This is a genomic window from Planctomycetota bacterium, from assembly GCA_016872555.1.
Classification (GTDB): Bacteria; Planctomycetota; Planctomycetia; order Pirellulales; family UBA1268; genus F1-20-MAGs016.
The window spans coordinates 1-21,001 of record VGZO01000012.1 but is presented as its reverse complement, the minus strand read 5'-3'; the positions used below and the strand labels follow the sequence as shown (position 1 = coordinate 21,001).

At 72.9% G+C, this 21,001-nt stretch carries 16 protein-coding genes and 1 pseudogene; 7 read left to right on the top strand and 10 right to left on the bottom strand.

Annotated elements, in window-relative coordinates; all coding sequences use genetic code 11:
- Nucleotides 1–84 precede the first annotated feature (84 nt).
- Nucleotides 85–771 carry a dephospho-CoA kinase gene (gene coaE, locus FJ309_05930; protein ID MBM3954140.1) on the bottom strand — a complete coding sequence of 229 codons (687 nt, stop codon included), beginning with the start codon at nt 769–771 and terminating at the stop codon, nt 85–87.
- 17 nt (nt 772–788) lie between these two features.
- Nucleotides 789–3,584: a DNA polymerase I gene (gene polA / locus FJ309_05925; GenBank protein ID MBM3954139.1), complete on the bottom strand. Its 2,796-nt coding sequence runs from the start codon at nt 3,582–3,584 to the stop codon at nt 789–791.
- An 85-nt stretch (nt 3,585–3,669) separates the two neighbouring features.
- On the opposite strand from polA, the gene FJ309_05920 reads away from it, so the two are divergent.
- Entirely contained in the window at nt 3,670–4,785 is a 1,116-nt protein-coding gene (locus FJ309_05920) for a Gfo/Idh/MocA family oxidoreductase (GenBank protein MBM3954138.1), read from the top strand.
- Between the two features lie 16 nt (nt 4,786–4,801).
- Here FJ309_05920 and FJ309_05915 read toward each other — a convergent pair whose 3' ends face one another.
- The 3 genes from FJ309_05915 to FJ309_05905 form a co-directional block, all read right to left on the bottom strand.
- Nucleotides 4,802–5,734 carry a hypothetical protein gene (locus FJ309_05915; protein MBM3954137.1) on the bottom strand — a complete coding sequence of 311 codons (933 nt, stop codon included), beginning with the start codon at nt 5,732–5,734 and terminating at the stop codon, nt 4,802–4,804.
- A 93-nt stretch (nt 5,735–5,827) separates the two neighbouring features.
- The gene (locus tag FJ309_05910; GenBank protein MBM3954136.1) at nt 5,828–7,321 is read right to left on the bottom strand and encodes a hypothetical protein; all 1,494 of its coding nucleotides are present in this window, start codon (nt 7,319–7,321) and stop codon (nt 5,828–5,830) included.
- Nucleotides 7,322–7,943: 622 nt separating this feature from the next.
- Nucleotides 7,944–8,690, bottom strand: coding sequence for a hypothetical protein (locus FJ309_05905; GenBank protein MBM3954135.1), 747 nt, complete (start codon nt 8,688–8,690; stop codon nt 7,944–7,946).
- 28 nt (nt 8,691–8,718) lie between these two features.
- Here FJ309_05905 and FJ309_05900 point away from each other — a divergent pair, with 28 nt between their 5' ends.
- The 5 genes from FJ309_05900 (at nt 8,719) to FJ309_05880 (ending at nt 15,120) form a co-directional block, all read left to right on the top strand.
- Nucleotides 8,719–10,077: a DUF1570 domain-containing protein gene (locus FJ309_05900; GenBank protein MBM3954134.1), complete on the top strand. Its 1,359-nt coding sequence runs from the start codon at nt 8,719–8,721 to the stop codon at nt 10,075–10,077.
- Between the two features lie 78 nt (nt 10,078–10,155).
- Entirely contained in the window at nt 10,156–11,466 is a 1,311-nt protein-coding gene (locus FJ309_05895) for a Gfo/Idh/MocA family oxidoreductase (protein MBM3954133.1), read from the top strand.
- 120 nt (nt 11,467–11,586) lie between these two features.
- The gene (locus tag FJ309_05890) at nt 11,587–13,023 is read left to right on the top strand and encodes a hypothetical protein (GenBank protein MBM3954132.1); all 1,437 of its coding nucleotides are present in this window, start codon (nt 11,587–11,589) and stop codon (nt 13,021–13,023) included.
- Between the two features lie 137 nt (nt 13,024–13,160).
- On the top strand, nt 13,161–14,696 hold the full coding sequence (locus FJ309_05885) for a DUF1080 domain-containing protein (GenBank protein MBM3954131.1): 1,536 nt from the start codon (nt 13,161–13,163) through the stop codon (nt 14,694–14,696).
- Nucleotides 14,697–14,760: 64 nt separating this feature from the next.
- The gene (locus FJ309_05880) at nt 14,761–15,120 is read left to right on the top strand and encodes a (2Fe-2S)-binding protein (GenBank protein MBM3954130.1); all 360 of its coding nucleotides are present in this window, start codon (nt 14,761–14,763) and stop codon (nt 15,118–15,120) included.
- Between the two features lie 13 nt (nt 15,121–15,133).
- Here FJ309_05880 and FJ309_05875 read toward each other — a convergent pair whose 3' ends face one another.
- The 5 genes from FJ309_05875 to FJ309_05855 are packed head-to-tail and all read right to left on the bottom strand — an operon-like array spanning nt 15,134 to nt 20,023.
- Nucleotides 15,134–16,525, bottom strand: coding sequence for an alkaline phosphatase family protein (locus tag FJ309_05875; GenBank protein MBM3954129.1), 1,392 nt, complete (start codon nt 16,523–16,525; stop codon nt 15,134–15,136).
- Nucleotides 16,526–16,579: 54 nt separating this feature from the next.
- The gene (locus FJ309_05870; GenBank protein MBM3954128.1) at nt 16,580–17,410 is read right to left on the bottom strand and encodes a sugar phosphate isomerase/epimerase; all 831 of its coding nucleotides are present in this window, start codon (nt 17,408–17,410) and stop codon (nt 16,580–16,582) included.
- A 6-nt stretch (nt 17,411–17,416) separates the two neighbouring features.
- Entirely contained in the window at nt 17,417–18,349 is a 933-nt protein-coding gene (locus FJ309_05865) for a hypothetical protein (GenBank protein ID MBM3954127.1), read from the bottom strand.
- A gap of 1 nt (nt 18,350) precedes the next feature.
- On the bottom strand, nt 18,351–18,605 hold the full coding sequence (locus FJ309_05860; protein MBM3954126.1) for a hypothetical protein: 255 nt from the start codon (nt 18,603–18,605) through the stop codon (nt 18,351–18,353).
- A complete protein-coding gene (locus FJ309_05855; GenBank protein MBM3954125.1) occupies nt 18,602–20,023 on the bottom strand; it encodes a putative sulfate exporter family transporter in 1,422 nt (473 codons plus the stop codon). The genes FJ309_05860 and FJ309_05855 overlap by 4 nt, the downstream gene beginning before the upstream one ends.
- A gap of 822 nt (nt 20,024–20,845) precedes the next feature.
- Here FJ309_05855 and FJ309_05850 point away from each other — a divergent pair.
- A pseudogene (locus FJ309_05850) lies at nt 20,846–20,929 on the top strand (acetyl-CoA carboxylase biotin carboxyl carrier protein subunit).
- The last annotated feature ends 72 nt before the right edge of the window (nt 20,930–21,001 follow it).

Genomic DNA, 21,001 nt, shown 5'->3' with positions numbered 1-21,001 from the left:
GATGGAACGCCGGCGTGGGGTGCCGGTGAGGAACGGGGACGAGGAGGGGGGCCGCGCACGCCGGGGAGCGGCGCTGCACCGGGATCACGGCGACGGAGCCGTATCCGGCGACGGGCCATCTCGGCACGGGGGACGTGCAGCCGTGCGGTGCAAGTCCCCCCAGATGCGCTCGACTTGATCCGCAGTATAAGGCAGTTCGCCGGAGGTATCCACGACCCGCGTCCGTTCCAACGGCCAGGGCGCTTCGCCGGCTCGGCGCGCCGACCGCTCCCCGGCCGCATCGCGGGCGGTGATCTGGGAGGAGGTCAGGCCCCTGTCGATCAGCCGCCGCCGGCGGACCGCGCTGTCGCACTCCACGACCACCACCAGATCGCACCGTGCCTCCAGCCCCGAGCCGGCCAGCAGCGGCACGTCGAGGACCACCACCGGGGGCGATCCGGCGTCGCCGCCGCCGAGGGCCGCGGCGAGCGCCGCCGCCATCCGCTTCCGCACCCGCGGATGAACCAGCGCCTCGAGGTCCGCCAGAGCCCGGGCGTGGTCCGGTCCGGGGCCGAACACGCACCGCGCGAGGGCCGCCCGGTGCACGCTGCCGTCGGCGTTGATCACGGCGGGGCCGAACCTCGTCGCCAGCGCTCGCCGGACCTCCGGTTCGTCGAGGACGGCGTGGGCGTGGACGTCGGCGTCGATCACCACGGCACCGTGCCGGGCGAAGATCGCGGCCACGGTCGACTTGCCGGCACCGATCCGGCCCGTCAGGCCCACCACCGCCATCGCCCCCTCCTTCCCCGTCAGCCCTTCTCGCACTCCGCCCAGGTCGAGCCGGAGTGCACCGACACTGCCAGCGGGACCGAGAGCGTCATCGCGCCGCGCATCTCCTCGGCGAGGAGCGCCGACACGCCTGCCACCTCGGCGCCGGGTGTCTCGACGAGCAACTCGTCGTGGATCTGGAGGACGAGCCGCGCCTCGAGCCGCTCCGTCTCGAGCCGGCGGACGACGCGGAGCATCGCCACCTTGATGAGGTCGGCGGCCGAGCCCTGGACGACGGTGTTGACCGCCGTCCGCTCGGGAAGCGTCAGGCTCGGCGCGCCGCTGGCCGTCCGCCGTCGGCTCCGCTCCCGGACGCCGGCGATGGCGCGGTGGCGGCCGAGGATCGTCGCCACCCGCCCCTCGGCGCGGCAGCGGTCGAGGACGTCGTCGATGAACGTCGCCGCGCCGGCGAACGTGCAGAAGTAGGCAGCGATGAACGTCGCGGCGTCGGCCTGGGAAATCCCCAACGACTTGGCGAGGCCGAACGGGCTTTGGCCGTAGAGGATCCCGAAATTCACCGCCTTGGCCGCACGGCGCTGCTCGGCGGTCACCGCGCCGGGGGCGACGCCGAACACCGCGGCGGCGGTCCGTGCGTGGATGTCGTCGCCCGACGCGAAGGCCTCACGCATCGCCGCGTCGGCGGAGAGGTGGGCGAGGATCCGCAGCTCGATCTGCGAATAGTCGGCGGCCACGAACCGCCGCCCCGGCACACGGGGGAGGAAAGCGGCGCGGATCTGCTGACCCTCGACGGTCCGAACCGGGATGTTCTGCAGGTTGGGGTCGCTCGATGACAACCGCCCGGTGGCGGCGATCGTCTGGTTGAACGACGTGTGCACGCAGCCGGTCGCCGGGTCGACCAGGTGCGGCAGGGCGTCGACGTAGGTGCTTTTCAGCTTGGCGAAGCGGCGGTGCTCGAGGAGCAATCGGGGCAGCGGATGGAGCGGGGCCAGTTCCTCGAGGACCTCGGCATCGGTGCTGGCTCCGGTCTTGGTGCGCTTCACCACCGGGAGGTGAAGCTCGTCGAACAGGACCGCGCGGACCTGGAGCGGCGAGGCGATCGCGAACGACCGGCCGGCGGCGGCATGGATCTGTCGCTCCAGGTCGGCGAGCGTGGCGGTGTAGCGTTGCGAGAGCTTGTCGAGCGCCGCGGTGTCGATCCGCACGCCGTGGAGCTCCATCGCCGCGAGGACCGCCGCCAGCGGGAGCTCGACGTCGTCGTGGAGCCGACGCACCTCCGCCTCGTCGAGCCGCGCCGCCAACCGTGGGGCGAGCGTCCGCACCGCCCGGCAGGCCGCCAGCGCCGCCTCCGCAGTGGTCGGCTGCTCGGCACCGGCCGCCACCCCCGCCTCGGCGTCCGGCTCGGCGCCCGGTTCCTCGACGCCGGCGGACACCCGCGCGAGCCACTCGAGCGGGAAGTCACGGCGCCCTGCGTGGAGCAGGTAGCCGGCGAGCATCGTGTCGAAGCGGACCCCCGCCAGCCGCAGCCCGACCGCGTCGAGGGCCACCGTCAGCCGCTTCGCATCGTGGGCCTGCTTGGCGACGGCGGGATCGGCGAGCAGGTCGGCCAGGGCCCCGCGCCCGGGCCCCGTGCCGGCCAGCAGCGGCCCGTCGATCCAGGCGACAACGCCCGCCGCGCCCGCGACGGCGACCGCCAGTCCCAGCGGTGCCGCCATCCGGCCAGCCCCTAGAGGCAGCGCCGCGGCCAGCGCCAGGTCGCCCCCGCGCCGCAACCGCGGCACGAGCGCGGCCAGCGCCGCATCGCCGCCGGGGATCTCGGCCGCGACGGCGTCATCGCCGGCATCGCCGTCGGCGGCGAACAGCTCCCCCTGCCGGTCGCGCCGGAGGGCGGCCGAACCCGCCCGCGGCGCAGGGCGCTGCTCGCGCGGCGTCTGGGCCCGGAGGCTGGCGAGCAACCGGCGGAAGCCGAGCGACTCGAAGAACTCGCCGAGCCGGGCCGAGTCGGGTGGGTGCGCGCGGGCGTCGTCCCAGGGGATCTCCACGGGCACGTCGGCATGGAGGCGGATCAGCTCGCGCGCGGCCCGGGCCGTGTCGCCGTGGGTCCGCAGGCTCTCCTGCTTCTTCGCTCCCTTGACCTCGCCGTGCCGCGCCAGGAGCGTGTCGAGATCGCCGAACGTGGAGAGCAGTTCGGTCGCCGCCTTCGGACCGATCAGCGGGACGCCGGGAACGTTGTCGGCGGTGTCGCCGACAAGCGACAGCCAGTCGACCACCTGATCGGGACGCACGCCCCACTCCGCCTGCAACTCCGCGGGCCCCATCAACGTGTCGGTGCGGAGGTTGAGGAGGCGGACCCGGTCGGAGAGCAGCTGCCGCGCGTCCTTGTCCGACGTGGCGAGGACGACGCTGCCGCCGCGCGCGGTGACCCGGGCGGCGAGGGTGGCGAGGATGTCGTCGGCCTCGAAGCCGGGAACCTCGAGGCAGGGAATACCCATCGTCGCGCACAGCTGCCGGACCAACGCGATCTGGGGAACGAGATCGGCCGGCATCTCGGCGCGTGTCCCCTTGTAGTCGGCATGCTTCTCGTGGCGAAACGTCGGCCCGGGGGCGTCGAGTGCGCAGAGCAAATAGTCGGGCTGTCGCTTGCGGAGGATCCCGAGCAGGTCCTCGGCGAAGCCGTGGACGGCGTTGACCGGCATCCCGGAGGGGCTGGTCATCTCCGGCACCGCGTGGAACCGCTGGTAGACGCGCGACAGCGTGTCGACCACCCACACCGTGCGGCCGGTCAGATCGGGGTCGGTGGTGGCGGCGGTGACGGCCATGCCCGCGATGATAGCCGCCGTGCGCCCCTCTGCGCCGGCGCGGCGGGTGTGGTACAACCCCGCGCCACACTAGGAGCCATGCCTCATGCCACCGACCGTCTGCCGCTACGGCATCATGGGAACCGCGGGGATCGCCCGGAAGAACTGGCTGGCGATCCGCAACGCCGGCAACTCGCGCCTCGTCGCCGTCGCCAGTCGCGACCGCGACCGCTCCCGGGCATTCATCGCCGGCTGCCAGGCCGACGTGCCGCTCGACCCCGCCCCCCGCGCCCTGGGGTCCTACGAGGAGCTGCTCGCCTGCGAGGACGTCGACGCGATCTACATCCCGCTCCCGACCGGACTGCGCTGGCAGTGGGCGGTCGAGGCCGCGAAGGCGGGCAAGCACGTCGTCTGCGAGAAGCCGTGTGCGGCGAGCGTCGCGGAGCTCGAGAGCATCATCGCCGCCTGTGCCGCCGCCGACGTCCAATTCATGGACGGGGTGATGTGGATGCACAGCAAGCGCCTCGAGCCGCTGCGCGCGATCCTCGACGATCCGACGACCGTCGGCGAGATCCGCCGGATCGTCAGCCAATTCACCTTCAACGCCCCGGACGATTTCGCGGCGGCCAACATCCGCATGGACGCCGAACTGGAGCCGCTCGGCTGCCTTGGCGACCTCGGCTGGTACACGATCGGGATGATCCTCTGGGTGATGCACCACCGTCTCCCCACCCGGGTCACCGGGCGGATGCTCCGGTCGGGGAGCGCGGCCCGTGGCGGGGCGCCGGTGCCGGTGGAGTTCTCCGGCGAACTGCTGTTCGACGACAACGCCGGGGTGTCGGCGTCGTTTTTCACGTCGTTCCGGATGGCCAACCAGCAGCTCGTGTCGGTCGGCGGGTCGCGGGGAAGCGTCCGGCTCGACGACTTCGTCCTTCCGCACGTCGGCAACGAGCTGGAGTTCACCGTCTCGCAGCCGGCGTTCGTGAACGACGTCTGCCGCTTCGACATGGAGCGCCACGACCGCCGGGTCGCGGTCGCCGAGTACGCCAGCTCCCACCCCGCGGCGCAGGAGACGAACCTGTTCCGCACCTTCTCGAGCCTCGTCCTCGGCGGCATCCCCGACCCCCGCTGGCCGGCGATGTCACTGGCGATCCAGCGGGTGATGATGGCCTGCGTCGAATCGGCGGAGCGCGGCGGCGCGGAGGTCAGGCTCGCCGACTGAAAAGTTACGCCCGGACTCAGTCGGGCGTCGCCGGGGGCTCGTACTCGAAGTCCTTCCACTTCATCGCCCGGCGGAAGGGCTCGATGCGGAGGACGACCTCGCCGTTGTGGAACAGCCGCACGGTGCCGTTGGTCTCGCTGACCGCGACCGCCACCGAGCGCGTGCGCCGCGTGATCGCCGCCGCCGCCCAGTGGCGGGCGCCGAGCCCCTTGGCGACCGAGACGTTCTCCGCGGACGCGTCGATGTAGCGCGCCGCCGCCTCGACCGTGCCGTCGGGGCCGACGACGAAGGCGCCGTCGAGCTGGGCGATCTCCTTGAGCCCCTCACGGACGCGCGGATCGGAGAGGTTGCGCTCCCCGCGCGCGTAGCCGCGGACGGGATCGAAGCCGGTGGCATGGCTGGTCTGGAGCACCTTGCGCGTGTCGCCGACCACGAACAGCGTGCCGACCGGCTTCCCCTCGCGCCCCTCGCGGCCGATCTCGACGGCCAGGTCGACGACGAGCTTGAGCGTCTCCAGGGGCACCTTGGTCTCGAGGTTCCGCAGGTCACGGCTGGTGAGCTGGCCGAGGTGCTCCTCGAGCTTGAGGACGCTCACCGAATCGATCGTGCCCGCCTCGAAGCCGCTGTAGATCGCCACCACCTGGGCCTGCGGCGGGATCAACTCGGCGGCGACACATTCGAGCAACGCCTGCGCGAGCCGCTCCTGGACGGGCAGGCCGGCGACGTCGAGGAGGACCTTCGCCAGCCCCCCCTCGGCCGCACCGGCGAGATGGGCTTCGTTGTCCGCGGCGACGAGGATCGCCGTCCCGGAGGCGATGTCGCGCATCTCCTGCCAGTCGAGCCGCTCCTCGGCGAGCACGAGAACCGCGTCGGATCCCGACGAGGCGCAGAGGCGCACCGCCTGCTCGAGGAACTGCTCCCATTGGGGAGTGCGGGCTGCGGGCACCATGGCGCGGCCTTCCCGCGGCTGCCGCTCCATGCGGAACCGCTGGGGAAGCCTACGGAGCATGCCGCCGCCGTTCAAGCGACGCTCAGCGGACGCTCAGCGGACGGTCGGCCGGCGGGCGGGGTCGGCCGCGGTGGCAGCCGGCTCGGTCGCCTTCATCGCGCCGTGGTAGGCGGCGATGCCCCCGGGCAGGACCGTGCCCCACGCCCGCTCCTGGTAGATCGTCAGCGCGTGGAGGGCGTGGCCGAGCGGTCCGATCTTCCAGTCCCGGGACGGTTCGCGCAGGAGGGCGGTGGCGAGAAACTCGGTGGCGGCCACGATCCGCGGTTCGTAGAGCCGCTCCTGGTCGACCGAACCGACGAGCCACTCGAGGATGTGGCCGGTCGTCTGCACCTTGCGATCGATGTCGTCCTCGCGGTCGGCCGGGTACTTGAACCACTCGGTGCTGAACGACCCGTCGCGGTTCTGCAGTTTGCCGAGCGTGAAGTCCTGGTAGTCGCGGACGAACCGGTCGGCGCGGCGGTAGTGGCCGTCGAGCGTGCCGGCGGCGCGCAGCCGTCGCTGGCAGGCGTACGACAGGCCGAACAGCCGGTGCGTGCCACCGCAGGGGGCGCCGCGGATCGGCTGCTCGATCTCCTCGGCGACGAGCCGTTCGAGCGACCACTCGCTGCCGTCGCGCGCCACCCATGTCGCATCGCTGGGGAGGTAGTGGGCCAGCCCGATGAGCGTGAAGGTGAGCTCCGTGCCCGACCGACACGCCTGCTGCTCCTCGGCGACCAGGTCGGCGACGGTGAACGAGCGCGTCTGGAGGTTGATCGGCGAATTGAGGGCGACGCGACACTGGGCGAGGATCGCGAGGTACTGCGCGGCGTGCCCCTGGACGCCGATGCCGCGCATCGCCACGAGGCGCTCACCGTCGGTGCCGAGCATCACCTGGCCGCGGCATCTGCCCCCCATGTTCATCCAGCCGATGGCGTTGACCAGATCGCCCCCGGGGCCACCGACCCGGACCTTCGTCGGGATCCCGAAGGCGATGAAGCCGTGCATCACCTCCCATGGCGTGTGGACCGCGGTGTTGAGCGGGCGGCGTTGGTAGGTGGCGAGCGTCTCGGCGATCCGGCCACGGAGCCGTGCCATCCGCTGCGTGGCCGGAGGCGCGGCGGCGGTGCCGGCGGGGTTGAAGCGCGGGGCGGCGGCGGACGACGAGCCCGGGGGAGTTGGAGGCCGCGCCGCGGGCGCGAAGGGCTTGGCGACGACCGTCGGACGGGCAGCGGCGGCGTCGGGATCGACGGCGGCGATCGCCACCCGCAGCGCCGACTCCTGGAGACCCGTCAGCAGCGTCCGCGCCTCGTCCCAGGTGGTCGGCAGCGGCGGTACCGGAGGGGGCGGCGGGGGCTGCGACGGGCGCGAGGCGGCAGGGCTGACATCGGCCGGGAGGGGCGGCGGGGTCGGAGCGGGAATGAAGCGCTGCGGGGGCGTGTCTTCCGGCTTTCGGGCAAACGCCTCGAACAGCCGGCGGCCGGCTCCGCGACTGCCGGGGGGCGCGGCCCAGGCGCTGGTGATCACCACCAGGGCCATTGCCAGCGCCACGAACAGCCAGTGTCGGCGGAGCGACCGCTGGAGACGACAACCGACCGCGGCGAAAACCGGGTGGCGAGGGAAACGACGGCAGCGCGACACGAGTGTCTCGGGGTTTCCGGCCACGTGGCCCAGGGACGGATGATTCGGTGCTGGCGATATCGGCCCGCCGCTGTCATGGATCGTTGTCAGGAAGCCGGTTCTCGACTCAGCTTCGCCAGCTTGCCAACCGCGCACAGACGGCTCGGCAGGCGATTCCGGTCGCGGTCAGTCGTCCGCAAGCACTGCCCCTGCGGGCTCGAGGGAATCAACTGAAGAGCCGTCGCCGCCGTCCCGGCGTCGGCTCAGGCTTGCGGTCGCCAGGCGAAGCCTGGCTCCCTCGGCAATGCCTCCGCTCGCTCGCAGACGACTTCGCTTCGCCATCCATGGCTCCGCTCGTCGCCTGAACGCCGGCTCCCGGGGCATGGGCAGCCCCTCCACGCCGGTCGTTGTTCACCCAGCGCGCCCCCGCCGCCGCCACTGGCGGCGGCCACGGTCGCCCGGAGGTGCGACCGCCGCAGGCGAGGGAACCCTTGGCGTTCCCTCCGCCTGCGTAAGCCCGCGGGGGCCATGGATGGCCCCGCGGGCGCGATATTCAGAAAAGCACGCGCAGCCGTTCGGCGAGTGTGACCTCGGATCGCTGGGCTTCCGGGTCGGTGGCCCACTCGCGCCAGGCGTTCACGTCGTTGCCGAGGTCGCGGCCGCTGACCTGCTTGAGGGCGGCGACGGCCCGGTACTGGACGGCAGGATCGGGATTCTCGAGGGCCTCGGCAAGCGTCGGGATCGCCCCCTTGTCCTTCAGTTCACCGAGCATCCGCAGCGCGCGGAGCCGGACGTCGAGATCGGTGTCGGCGCGGTAGCGGGCGGTGAGCAGCGCCACCGCATCAGGCCCGCCGCGCTCCCGCCAGGTGTCGCAGGCCTGGCTCCGCACCCGCGGCTCGGGGTCCTGCAGCGCCCCGCGGCAGATGGCCGCCGCCGCCGGGGTGTCGAACGAACCGGCGGTCGCCACGATCTCGCAGCGGACGCGCGGGTCGTGCTCCTCGAGGATCCGCCGTGCCAGCGACTCGGTGAAGGCGATCTGCCGTTCCGCCCCGGCGGCCTGGGCCTGTTTCGCGTCGGCATGGAGCGTCTCGATCCGCTGCTTGGCGGTCGTGCCGTATTTCTCGGCGAGACGGCGTTCCTTCTCGCGGTCGCGCCAGGGCCACGACGGCCCCCCCGAGCGGTTGCCGGAGCAGCCGACCGCGGAAGCGAAAACGGCCACGAAACCGAGCACCAGCGCCCACCGGCGCGCGGCGGGGGGGGCGCGGGGGACGGTGCGGTCGGTTGGCGGTGGAGTCGTCATGGGCGAACAATGACACCGATGGAACACGATGGCGCGGGAGCCGGTCGCACCCGCACTTCGGCAGCGGGAGCGACCATGCCCGACCGTGAAGCGCGGGAACCCTACAGTGGACCGGTGCGTGGAACCAGATCAGTCCCCCTCCTGCCCACCCCGACCGATCCGCCGCGTCAGCGGGGGGCACCTTGGTCAGGCTGAGCGGTCCGGCGACTTGGGGAACCTTCGCCGGCTGGTGCGGCTGGTGATGGCCGTGGTCGCCGCTGGATGCGCGACCGCCTGCCATGCGGAGGATGGCGCGCCGGCGTCGGGAGAACCGGTCGTCGCCGTGACACGGCGGTTCACGGTCAGCGGCACGGCGGGATCGCGGGTCGTCGAAGGGCTCGTCGTCCGTGAGGCGCTCGACGGGGGCGCACTCGTCGAGTCGGCCGATGGTCGCCTCGAGTTGCTCGACCCGGTGACGATCGTCGCCCGCGAGGATCTCGCGGCCGAACCTCCCCTGGCGGCCCGCGACGTCGCCCGGCGCGTTCTCGCCGAGTTGCCGGCAGGGTTCGACGTCGTGATCACGAAGCACTACGTCGTCTGCTACGACACCTCGCGCGGGTACGCGCAGTGGTGTGCCGGCCTGTTCGAGCGGCTCCACGAGGCGTTCGTCAACTTCTGGCGCCACGCCGGGCTCGACCTGCCCGGTACCGAGCGTCCGCTGGTGGTCGTGGTGTTCGCCGACCGCGAGCGCTACGAGGCGTTCGCCGCCGGCGATCTCGGCGCCGCCGCCGACCGCGTCGTGGGCTACTACAACCTGCTCTCCAACCGCGTCACGACCTACGACCTCACCGGCCGCGACGGTCCGGGGGGGCGTGGGGGCAGCCCCGGCCGCGCGGGGCTCGAGATCCTCGCCAGCCCCGAGGCCGGCGGCCTGGTGAGCACGCTCGTCCACGAGGCCACCCACCAGATGGCCTTCAACGCCGGTCTCCACCGCCGGCTGGCGCCGGTCCCGCTGTGGGTCAGCGAGGGGATCGCCACCTACTTCGAAACCCCCGACCTCGCCTCGGGGCGCGGCTGGCGCGGCATCGGTGGCGTCAACCGCCCGCGCGCCGACCGGATCGTCGCCGCCGGGCGCGCGCCGCGGCTCGGGGCGCTGATCGCCGACGACGCGCCGTTTCGCGACCCCGACACGGCGCTCGACGCCTACGCCGCCAGCTGGGCGCTGACGGCGATGCTCGTGCAGACGCGCAAGGCGGAATTCGTGCGCTATATCGGGATCCTCGCCGCGAAACCACCGCTGGCCGACGACTCCCCCGGGCAACGGCGCGCCGACTTCGAGGCCGCCTTCGGAGCCACTCCCGAGGCGCTCGAGGAACCGCTCGCGAGATTCGCCGCCCGCTGGCGGTGAGCGGCGGCGCGGTCGCCGGAGGGCTGGTACAGTGCCGCTGTCGGCCGGCGGCGGCCGAAAAACCCGAGGAGCCACCCCATGCCCCCCCTGCCCCGCTCATCGTCGCGTCGCCGGTTCATCCACGTCGGTGGCGGCATCGTCTCGGGTGCCACGGTCGGCCCGCTCGCTGCCGGCGCGGCTCCCGCCGCGGCCGCGCCCCGCGGGGGATGGTTTCCCACCGGCGATGCCACGCTCCGAGTCGGGCTCGTGGGGTGCGGTGGCCGCGGGATCGGCGCGACCGTTCTCGCGCTGGATGCCGACCCGTCGGTGAGGATCGTGGCCGTCGGGGACCTGTTTGCCGACCAGGCGGCCGCGGCGGTCGAGGCCGTCGGCCGCGCGACGGCGGACCGGCCCGGGGGCCCTCACCCCGCTCCCCTGCGGTTCGTCGGCGCCGAGGCCTGCGCCGGCGTGCTCGCCGCCGGTGCCGATCTGGTGATTCTCGCCACTCCTCCCGCCGGGCGGCCGGGCGAACTCGAAGCCGCGGTGGCGGCCGGTTGCCATGTCTTCTGCGAAGCCCCGCTGGCGATCGATGCCGGCGGCTGCCTCCGCGCGGCCCGCGCCCTGGCAGTGGCGCGGCACCGCCGGCTGGCGGTCGGCTCCGGGCTCGCCTTCCGCCACGACGACGCGACGGCGGCGGTGATCGGCCAGATCCGGGCCGGAGCGATCGGCCGGCCGCGCGCGCTGCTCATGGCGACGGAGGCCGGCCTGCCGTGGCGGGTGCCGCACCGGCCGGGAATGAGCGGCGCCGAATGGCGGCAGCGCAACTGGATTTCGTTCGCCGATCTCGGCGGCGGGCCGCTCCTCGAGCGGCAGGTGCACGCGATCGACAAGGCGCTGTGGGCCCTCGGCGATGCAGTCCCCGTTTCCGCGACCGGCCGCGTCCTTCCTGGGCGCCGCGACCGCCGGTCGATCGGCGACGTCACCGACGGCTTGTCGATCCGCTACCACTTCGCCTCGGGAGTCGGGCTCCATGTCCTCTGCCTCCGGAACGGAACCGGGGAAGGCCTCGCCGAGGAGACCGTCCACGGCAGCGGCGGCACGGCCGACCTGCGGGCCGGCGTCGTCACCCGGCACCCGTCCCGCGGAGCGACGCTGTCGTTCGGCCCGTGCGGCAGCGACGGCAGCCGCTACCGGGCGTCGATCGGCACGCTCGTCGGGGCGATCCGGTCCGGTGTGCCGCTCCACGAGGGGCCCGGGCTCGTCCGGGCCACGGCGGTCGCGCTCCTGGGGCGCACCGCTGCCCACGCGGGGACCACGGTCGGATGGGCCGACGCCGGCCTCCCGGCGGACGGCACGAACCGCCCGTTCGACACAGCCGTCACGATCAGTCAGGCTGTAAACATCACCTGACGCGGCCGACGATGGACCTCCCGGTGGTTCCCCGGCCCGGCGGGTCGGGAACCGGCCCGGCCACCCCGTGCGGGAGGCGCCGGCCTGCAGGGACGCATGGCAACGGGGGATCCGTCCGAGATGGCCGCCAACCGCAATTCGGTCTCGCAGTCGCTGACGATCGCGCTGATCACGTTCGTGATGCTCACGTTCGTGCTCGCGATCACCTCCTACCTCCTCTACCGCCGCGGCACCGACGCCTCCAACGCCGCACAGACGGCGCAGGCCGACGCCGCGAAGGCACAGACCGAGATGCGCAAGGCGGTCGACGACCGCTCGAAACTGCTGCAGATCCTCGGCTACCCGGACGACAAGGCGGTGGCCGACATCGAGACCGAGACCACCGAGGCGTTCGAGAAGCGCTTCGGCGACTACCGCGACGACGCCAAGGCCTACACGCGCCTCACCGACTGGCTGATGACCGCGGTGAAGAGCAAGGACGAGGCGCTCAAGAACCTCAACGCCGAGAAGGCGTCGATGGAGCAGGGCAAGGACAAGGCCCTCACCGACTCGCGGAACCGGCAGGACGAGCTCGAGCGGCTTCTCGCCAAGCAGCAGGCCGACGCCGAGGCGGAGCGGAAAGCGTTCAACGACAACCGCGCCGAGTACGAGCAGCTCGTCAAGCGCCTCGAGGACGACCTCAAAAAGGCCAACGCCGCCGCCGACCGCTTCAACCTCGTCGTCGAGGAGATCGCCAAAGCCCGCGACTACCTCGCGCCGGAGCGGCAGACGCGATTCCAGGCCCAGCCGCCCGAGGAGCGGATGACGACGGTGTTCGAGGAGCTGCGCGACCGGGAGCGGTCGCTGGCCCGGCAGAACGAGGTCCTCGCCGACCTCCGCGTCGCCGACCGGGCCCTCCAGGACCAGGTCCTCGCCGCGACGCCGAAAGACGACCGGATCGACGGCTTCGACGGCCGGATCGTCTCCGTCAACGAGTTCGACCGCTCGGTGCTGATCGACGTCGGTTCGACGGCTTCGCTGCCCCGGGGGCTGGTGATGAACGTCTTCGATCCCTCCGATCCGCAGCCCCCGATCGGATCCCGCAAAGGGGTGATCGAGGTGATCGACATCGAGGGACCGTCGCTCGCCCGGGCGCGGATCCGCAAGCAGGCGACGCGCGATCCGCTCCTCGCCGGTGACGGCATCGCCACCAGCCTGTGGGCGCCGGGGCGGGCCCTGGAGACGGTGTTCGTCGGCTTCATGCAGGTCGACGCCGACGCCGGCCAGGATCAGGACACGCTCACGCGGCTTGTGCAACGCAACGGCGGCACCGTCGAGCCTGTGGTGAGCCCGGCCACCGACATGGTGGTCGACGGCGGCCTGCCGCGGATCGCGGCGGCGGGGCTCGACAAGGCCTCGGGGTGGCGCGCGGCCGACGAGAAGCGGCGCGAAAAGCAGCTCGCCGAAGCCCGGCGGCTGGGGATCAGGGTCGTCGGCCTCGATCGGTTCCTCGACATGATGGGCCTCGACCGCGAGTCGTTCGACGCCACGAGCCTCGCCGGCCCCGGCGGCCGCTGATCGCGCCGTCGCGTCGCCGCCGCCACGCCCACCGGGCCGCGTCTGGAATCCCGGCGGCACCGCGTGTCATACTCCGGCCGCGGGGGCGGCGACGGTCGATCCCCCCGCGATCCTTCCGCGCGGAGGCGTGTGCCGTGGTGACAGCCCGTCGTCGATTGGTCTGGTTGGTCGCGCTTCTCGCCTACGGCCCGGTCGCAGGCCACGGCTCCGTGGCGGGCGCCGCCGAAGCCGACGGCTTCGTGCCGATCTTCAACGGCACGTCGCTCGACGGCTGGGAGGGCAAGGGGGAGTTTTGGTCGGTCGCCGACGGCGCGATCGTCGGCCAGACGACCGCCGAGAAGCCGACCAAGGGCAACACGTTCCTGATCTGGAGGCAGGGAACGCTCGACGATTTCGAGCTCCGGCTCCGGTACCGGCTCACCGGTGGCAACAGCGGCATCCAGTACCGCAGCAAGGATCTCGGCGACTCGGTCGTCGGCGGCTACCAGGGAGACATCGAGGCCGGTACGAACTATTCCGGCATCCTCTACGAGGAACGTGGCCGGGGGATCCTCGCCGAGCGCGGCCAGCGCGTCACGATCGCCGCCGACGGCACGAAGAAAACCGAGTCGATCGGCTCCAAGGAGGAGCTCCAGAAGGTCATCAAGCAGGGGGACTGGAACGACTACCGGATCGTCGCCCAGGGCGCGAAGCTCTCCCACTTCATCAACGACACGCTGATGTCGGAGACGATCGACGAGCAGACCGACAAACGCGCGACCGAGGGGATCCTCGCCCTCCAGCTCCATGCGGGGCCGCCGATGAAGGTCGAGTTCAAGGACATCCACCTCAAGCGCACGCGGCTCGCCGACGGCCGCAAGAAGATCGTCCTGGTCGCCGGCCGCGCCAGCCATGGCCCCGGGGAGCACGAGTTCCGCGCCGGCACCCGGCTCCTCGAGAAGTGCCTCGATGCCTCGGGGCAGCGGCTGGTGACGGTGACCCACACCGACGGCTGGCCGACCGACCCGACCGCGTTCGACAACGCCGACGCGATCTTGTTCTTCGCCGACGGCGGCGGTGGCCATCCGGTGCTGCAGAGCAACCACCTCGGTCAGATCGACGCCCTGGCGAAGCGCGGCGTCGGGGTCGCCTGCCTCCACTATGCCGTCGAGGTGCCCAAGGAGAAGGGGGGCCCGGAGTTCCTCAACTGGATGGGGGGCTACTTCGAACCCCACTGGTCGGTCAATCCGCACTGGACGCTGGCGGCGACCGAATTGGCCAAGGACCATCCGATCACCCGCGGCGTCAAGCCGTTCACGACCAACGACGAGTGGTACTACCACATGCGCTTCAAGGAACCGGCCGACGGGCTCGTGCCGATCCTCTCCGCCGTGCCCCCTGACGCGACGCGGGAGCGCCCCGACGGGCCCCACAGCAACAACCCCGTCGTCCGCGCCGGCAAAGGATCGCGCGAGGTCCTCGCCTGGGCCTACGACCGCCCCGGCGGTGGCCGTGGGTTCGGCTGCACCGGTGCCCACTTCCACCGCAACTGGGCCGACGACGACTTCCGCCGCCTGATGCTCAACGCGCTGGTGTGGACGGCCGGCCTCGACGTGCCGCTCGACGGCGTGCCGAGCACGGTGTCGGCCGACGACCTGGCCGCGCATCTCGACGACAAGGCGCCGCGCAAGTAGCGCCGCGCCGGGCGGGAATCGGATCGGATCGGCGTCACCGGGCGCCCCCACGCGGAGCACGACGATGCCACGGCTGACGGTCGAGGGGGTGGGCACGTTCACGGTGCCGGAGGGGAAGCGGCTGGTCAACGCGCTGGAGGACGAGTGCGCGATCGACCAGCTTCACGCCTGCGGCGGCATCGCCCGCTGCACCACCTGCCGGGTGACGTTCACGGCGGGTGAACCGGCCCGGATGACGAAGGCGGAACGCGACGTGCTCGCCGCCAAGGGGCTCGCCGGCACGCCGGGCCTGAGGCTTTCCTGCCAGATCACCTGCGACGGCGACCTGACCGTGCAGGCGACCAGCCGGCTGGCCGGCTCGGGACGGACCGATGCCGGCAGGCGCAGCGCCGACGCCGTCGAGCCGCCGCCGGATTGGACCTGAGCCGCCCGGTCGCTCAGCCGGCGCCGAACAGCTTCAGGACCACCGTCGCCAGGTCGGTCGCCGCCAACGGTTCCGCGCCGACGACCCCCGGCTGCGAGCAGACGACGATCGTCTCGTGGGGCGCTGCGGGATCGACCGCGCCGTGCGAGCCGGCGAGCAGCCGGGTGTCGAGAGGGATCGCGAACGGCAGTCCCGGCGGCGGAGGCGACGAGCGGTCGACGAACAGCTCGAGCGGGTCGTACCCCGGCTTGCGGTGGATGTCGATCGAGCGGGCAAACGACGGCGCCCGCGCGTCGTCGGACCACCAGGGATAGGCGAGCCAGGCGTCGAGCGACGATTCGAGGACGACGTCGCCGCACCGGCTGGCCAGCGCCGGCACCGGTGTCGCCGACAGCCCGGCCTCGACGAGCCCGCGGCCGGTGATCACGCGGCCGATCCCCGGCCGCCCGGAAAACAGCTCGCCGATCCGGCCGACCAGCGCGTCGCGTTTCTCGCGCGGCAGCCCGAGCTGGAGGTAGACGTGGCCGATCTGGTGGTCGGCGAGGCACCAGGCGGCGCTGCGCTCGAAGTCGATCAACTCCCCATGGGGAGTCGCCGCGACGGCCAGCAGACCCGCCTCGCGGAGGATGCGATTGGGGCAGACGGCCCGGCTCACCGGACGGATCCGGTACTCGCCGGCGACGAGCACCGTGGGGGGCGTCGGATCGACCAGGGCGGCGAACCCCTCGACGAGCCGGGCGATCTCGGCGTCGAGCTCGGCGCAGGCCGCCAGCGCCGGCGGGCTGTCGGGACCGGAACGCTGCGCGGCGTAGTCGAGGTGGGGCAGGTAGACGACCGCGAGATGGGGCGGCGCCCCGGCGGCGGCACGGAGGAAGGAATCGACGATCCACCGCGTCGAGTCGATGCCGGCCAGCGGCCCCCAGAAGCGGTGGAGCGGAAAGTCGCCGAGCGTTTCGCGGAGCGACGCGTAGAGATCGGCGGGATTGGTGTGGCACCACATCGTCTCGGTGCCGTCGGCGTTGTGGCGCGGCGCCGGCAGGCAGACGAGGTCGGCCGTGGCGTGCTTGCTCTGGAGGAGGAACCAGGCGGCGGTCCGGACTCCGGGGCGCGCCTGCGCGAGCCGGTCCCAGATCCGCGGCGATCGGTGGACAGAATCGGGGCTGATCCACATCTCGAGATGGCGCCGGCTCCGGTCCCACAGACCGTTGGCGACGATTCCGTGCCCGACCGGTCCGACCCCGGTGGTCAGCGTCGCCTGCACCGGGCAGGTGACGGCCGGAAAACCGGGGGCGAGCGGCGCGATCGAGCCCGAGGCGCCGAGCGTTGCCAGCGCCGGCATCCGCGGCAGGTCCTCGGGGCGGAGGCCGGGTACGGAGAGGACGAGGACGTGGGGGGCGGCGGACATGGCGACGGGCTGGCCTCCGGGGGAGCAACGCAGTCTACGCGCTGCCGGTGCCGCTCACGACCACGGGGCGAGAAATGCCGCCGTGCGCCGGGCCTCCTCGACCCAGCGGTGGCGCTGGCGCGGCAACTCGACGTGCAATCCCCCGCCATAGCCGCCGGCCGCGAGGCAGCCGAACAGCGCCGTGAAGTCGACCGTTCCCGAGCCGAGCGGGAGATGCTCGTGGATGCACGGCAGCGAATCGTCGACGTGGACGGTGGCGACGCGCCCGACCCACGGGGCGACCCGGTCGGCCGTCGGCCATTCCCCGAGGCATTCCAGATGCCCGGTGTCGAGGCACAGGCGCAGCCCCGCGGGGCTGCCGAGCCGGTCGAGCAATTCGCCGTAGCGGTCGAGCGTGTCGACGAACATCCCCGGCTCCGGTTCGAAGGCGAAGGCGACCCCGCGCCTGGCGGCATGGTCGAGGACGCCGCCGAGCGCCGCGACGAGGCGATCCCAGACGACCGCCCCGGGGGCGGCGTCGCGGACGACGCCGGCCCAACCCGACACGCAACCGGCGCCGAGCGCCGCGGCGACGTCGATCGCACGGTGGAGGAAGTCGACGCGCCGCGCGCGGGCGGCCGGGTCGGCCGAAACGAGCGTCGGCTCGTGCTTGACCGTGGGGTCGAGGAGATGGCGGGCTCCGGTCTCGACGACGCAGGCCATCCCCGCCGCGCGGAGCACGCCGCGCCAGCGCTCGACCTCGGCCGCCAGGTCATCCGCGAACGGATCGAGGCAGCCATGGTCGAGCGTGATCGCCAGCGACCGGTAGCCGAGGTCACGGAGCATCGGCACGGCCGCGAGCGCGGGGATGTCGCCGATCGAGTTGGTGCCGTAGCCGGGAACCATGGCGCGTCAACTGGGGGGCACCAGGGCACGGCCGACGAGGAACGGCACCAGCAGCATCAGCACCGCGATCCCCCACGATTCGCCACACGTCGTCATCGCGACGATCGCGTCGATCGTGATGATCGCCATGATGCAATTGCCGACGGTCGCCTGGACGCGACCGGGCGACGGATCGATCAATGGCAGCACGTTGCGCACGCTGAGCAGCGTGATCAGCACCGCCCACACGGCGGCCCAGTTCCCCGGCGCGCGGGCCGCGAGGAATGGCGCGGCCTCCCCGGAACGGACCGTCCACACCGATTGGGCAGCGACGAGCGCCAGCCCCGCCGCCATCGCCACCGCGCCTGCCAGCAGCGTGGGGGCCCGGCTGCGTCCCGCCTCGTCGCGGGCGTAGAGGGTGATGCCGCCGACGTACAGCCCCATCCCCGCCGGGATCAGCCACTGGGAGGCCTCCGTCGGCCCGCCGGCCACGGTCATGCCGACGAGCCAGGCGAGCGACCGGCACAGTCCCATCGCCGTCGGCCCCCACGGCGTCGCCTTCGCGTGGCGGTCGTAGAGCCAAACCGCCGCGGTCAGCGTTGCGGTGACCAGGACCACGGCGGGATGACCGGTGACCCAGGCGGTGGCGGCACCGAGGAGGCCGCCCAGCGCGAGCAATCCCTGCCCGACCAGCGCCGCGGTGCCGACCGCGATCCGCCCCGACGGGAGCGGCCGCTCGGGGCGCTCACGGCGATCCAGATCGACGTCGCAGACGTCGTTGAGGACCATCCCGGCGGCGTACAGGCACAGCCCGGCCCCGATCGCCATCCAGGCGGCCACGGGCGGCCACCCGAGCTCCCTCGGGCGGGCGACGACGAGCCAGCCGGCGAGCACGTCGGCGACGGCCGTGGCGTGGTTGGGCAGGCGCAGCAGCCGGATCCAGGCCAGGAGCGTGCCCATGCTAGCGGTTCTCCCCGCCGTCCCGTGCCACGCGCCACAGGGTGAGCTCCTCGGCGGCCCACCGGGGCCGCAGCGGCAGTCGGTCGAGCTCGCTGTACACCATCGCCGCCGGGTTGACGCCCCCCTCCTCCATCCGGCGCACGTGCCGGGCCACCGGCGGCCACCTTCCGACCGCCGGAAGAAGGCCGAGCCAGATCGCCGCCACCGCCAGCGCCGCCGTGGCCAGCCGCAGGGTTCCGCCGAGCCGTGGCGTCATGGCCCCGCCCCCTGACGGAACAGCCAGCCGAACGTCAGCGTCGCCATCGAAAGCGAGAGGGCGAGATTGAGCCCCTGCCCGAGGACGTAGAGGAGGAGCGGCCGGCCGCTGACCAACACCGGCGCCAACTCGCGGAACACCGTCTGCAACCCCATGCAGACGAAGCCCACGCAGAACAGCCATCCGCGCAGCGGGCCGGTGAACCCGGCGATCGCCCCGTCGACGAGCAGCGCCGTCTCCGGCGACGTGGTGAACAGCGCGGAGCAGAGGATCGACGTCCCGACGAATCCGAGGATGAACTTCGGGAACCGCAGCCAGGCCTCGGCGGCCAGCGACCGCTCCACCGGTGCCGTCCCGCGCTCGACCCAGCCCGACCAGTAGACGGCGACGGCGAAGGCGATCAGGCCGATCATCGAGTTCTGGATCATCTTCACCGTCGTCGCCACCTCGGCGGGGCGCTTGTCGCCGAGGTCGCGGCCGAGGATCTCGCCGGCGGCGGCGACGGCGCCGGTGGCGTCGATCGTCCCCCCCAGCCAGGCGCCGCCGACGATCGGGTCGATCCCCGCCAGACGGATGAACGGTGGCATCGCCACCATCATCACGGCGGTGAACGCCAGCGACAGGCCGATCGCCAGCGACAGCTCCTCCTTCTTGGCGCGGCAGGCGGCCCCGGTGGCGATCGCCGCCGACACGCCGCACACCGACATGTCGGCGGAGATCACCATGCACAGCGACCGCGACGGGATCCGCAGGGCGTGGACGCCGAACAGGTAGGTGGCCACCAGCACGATCGGCGTCACGACCCAGCTGGTGAGCAGGCCGGGAAGGCCGAGCTCGAGGAGCCGGCTGCACAGCACCTCGGCGCCGAACAGGACCAGGCCCGTCTTGATCAGGTATTCCCCCTGCAGCGCCGGCGCGAGCCACGCCGGCACGCCGACGGTGTTGCCGATGACGAGCCCCACCACCAGTGCCCAGAGCGGATACTCGAGGTTGTAGTAATGGATCACCTTCTGCGCGGCCAGCAGGTAGGCCAGTGCTCCGAGGAGCCCCAGCACCGCCGCACCGGGAATCACGCGCGCCACGGTGTGCCCGCGGAGCACCGCCCCGGCGGCGCTCACCGCCACCACCCATCCCAGGCCGAGGAGGATCGCGGCGCCGACCGGCTTCCCCTTGCGATCGGCGAGCGCCTCGGCCGGGGATGCGTTCCAGGTTTGGGGCTTGTTGATCGTGCTCGCTAGCGCGCTCGGCCAGCCTTTGGGGTATCGCTCCCGGCTTCCCGCGTCGGCCGTCGGCCGAAACGCCCAGCCGACCGCCAGCGCCAGGCCGACGAGTGCCGCGCCGACGAGGATCGCGGCCGAATCCTCGTGCCAGCCGCGGCGACCGGGCGGCGGGGAAACGGCGGAAACGGTGGCGCTCATCGGGGTGGCACTCGGCGGGGCAGAGACCAGAGGGTACACAAGTCCGTGGCCGCCGTGCGACCGCGCGGAACCCGGCGGAGGGAGGATCGCATGGAACCGACCGGGCAGTCCGAACGCCCCCCGCTGCCGCGCATCGCCATGGTGCTGCTCGCACTCCTGCTTCCCGGGCCGCGCGCGACCGCGGACGAGGCGCTGCGGCTCCCGGTCGTCCGCGACACCTGGCTGTCGGCCTATCCAACCGAGGTCGAGGGAAACAACGGCGCCGCCCCGAAGCTCAAACTCAAGGGGGTCCAGGAGGTGACGCTCCTCGACGTCGACCCGGCGCGGCTCGTCGGCAAGCGCGTCGTCGCGGCGACGCTCCACCTCCACCTCCAGACGCCGACGCCGCTGTCGCGCGTCACGGTGTCGACGGTCGTCGACGAGTGGGCCGAGGGCACCGGCACCGGCTACGCGCGCGCCGACGGGGCGGCCTCGTTCGCCTGGGCGCGGACGGGCACGGCCCGGTGGGGGGGCGACGGGCCCGACGTGACGGCCGTGTCGCTGGGCCGGCGCGGCAGCGTGTGGGGGTTCGGCGACGCCACGCCCCCCGATGCCGACGGGTGGCAGGTGATCCCGGTGGCGCCGGCCGTGATCGAGGCCCGCGCCGCGGGTCGCGGCCGGGGCTTTCTCGTCGTCGACGACGTGGGGAGCGAATACGAGCGCGACGGCGAGCGCTTCGTCGCGCGACCGTTCCCGAACCGGTTCTTCACCAGCCGCGACGGCCCGCGCGACCGGCAGCCGTTTTTCACCGTCGTGGTCGCTGCCGGCCCCCCGGGCGCGCTCCCCGCGCCTGTCACGCCGCCGGGGCCCGTGGCCGCCGCGCCGCTCCCCGCCCCGGCACCCGCCCCGGCCGGGCCGAGGCCGGCGCTCGCGATCCGCGACGAATACGGCGTGGCGCTTGAAGCGTTCGACCTCGCCGCCGCGCGCGGCGAGACGATC

What these genes read in the sequence shown, in the direction of transcription:
- coaE (MBM3954140.1), bottom strand. Translation starts at nt 771, where the DNA reads ATGGCGGTGGTGGGCCTGACGGGCCGGATCGGTGCCGGCAAGTCGACC.
- polA (MBM3954139.1), bottom strand. Translation starts at nt 3,584, where the DNA reads ATGGCCGTCACCGCCGCCACCACCGACCCCGATCTGACCGGCCGCACG.
- FJ309_05920 (MBM3954138.1), top strand. Translation starts at nt 3,670, where the DNA reads ATGCCACCGACCGTCTGCCGCTACGGCATCATGGGAACCGCGGGGATC.
- FJ309_05915 (MBM3954137.1), bottom strand. Translation starts at nt 5,734, where the DNA reads ATGGTGCCCGCAGCCCGCACTCCCCAATGGGAGCAGTTCCTCGAGCAG.
- FJ309_05905 (MBM3954135.1), bottom strand. Translation starts at nt 8,690, where the DNA reads ATGACGACTCCACCGCCAACCGACCGCACCGTCCCCCGCGCCCCCCCC.
- FJ309_05900 (MBM3954134.1), top strand. Translation starts at nt 8,719, where the DNA reads ATGGCGCGGGAGCCGGTCGCACCCGCACTTCGGCAGCGGGAGCGACCA.
- FJ309_05895 (MBM3954133.1), top strand. Translation starts at nt 10,156, where the DNA reads ATGCCCCCCCTGCCCCGCTCATCGTCGCGTCGCCGGTTCATCCACGTC.
- FJ309_05890 (MBM3954132.1), top strand. Translation starts at nt 11,587, where the DNA reads ATGGCCGCCAACCGCAATTCGGTCTCGCAGTCGCTGACGATCGCGCTG.
- FJ309_05880 (MBM3954130.1), top strand. Translation starts at nt 14,761, where the DNA reads ATGCCACGGCTGACGGTCGAGGGGGTGGGCACGTTCACGGTGCCGGAG.
- FJ309_05875 (MBM3954129.1), bottom strand. Translation starts at nt 16,525, where the DNA reads ATGTCCGCCGCCCCCCACGTCCTCGTCCTCTCCGTACCCGGCCTCCGC.
- FJ309_05870 (MBM3954128.1), bottom strand. Translation starts at nt 17,410, where the DNA reads ATGGTTCCCGGCTACGGCACCAACTCGATCGGCGACATCCCCGCGCTC.
- FJ309_05865 (MBM3954127.1), bottom strand. Translation starts at nt 18,349, where the DNA reads ATGGGCACGCTCCTGGCCTGGATCCGGCTGCTGCGCCTGCCCAACCAC.
- FJ309_05860 (MBM3954126.1), bottom strand. Translation starts at nt 18,605, where the DNA reads ATGACGCCACGGCTCGGCGGAACCCTGCGGCTGGCCACGGCGGCGCTG.
- FJ309_05855 (MBM3954125.1), bottom strand. Translation starts at nt 20,023, where the DNA reads ATGAGCGCCACCGTTTCCGCCGTTTCCCCGCCGCCCGGTCGCCGCGGC.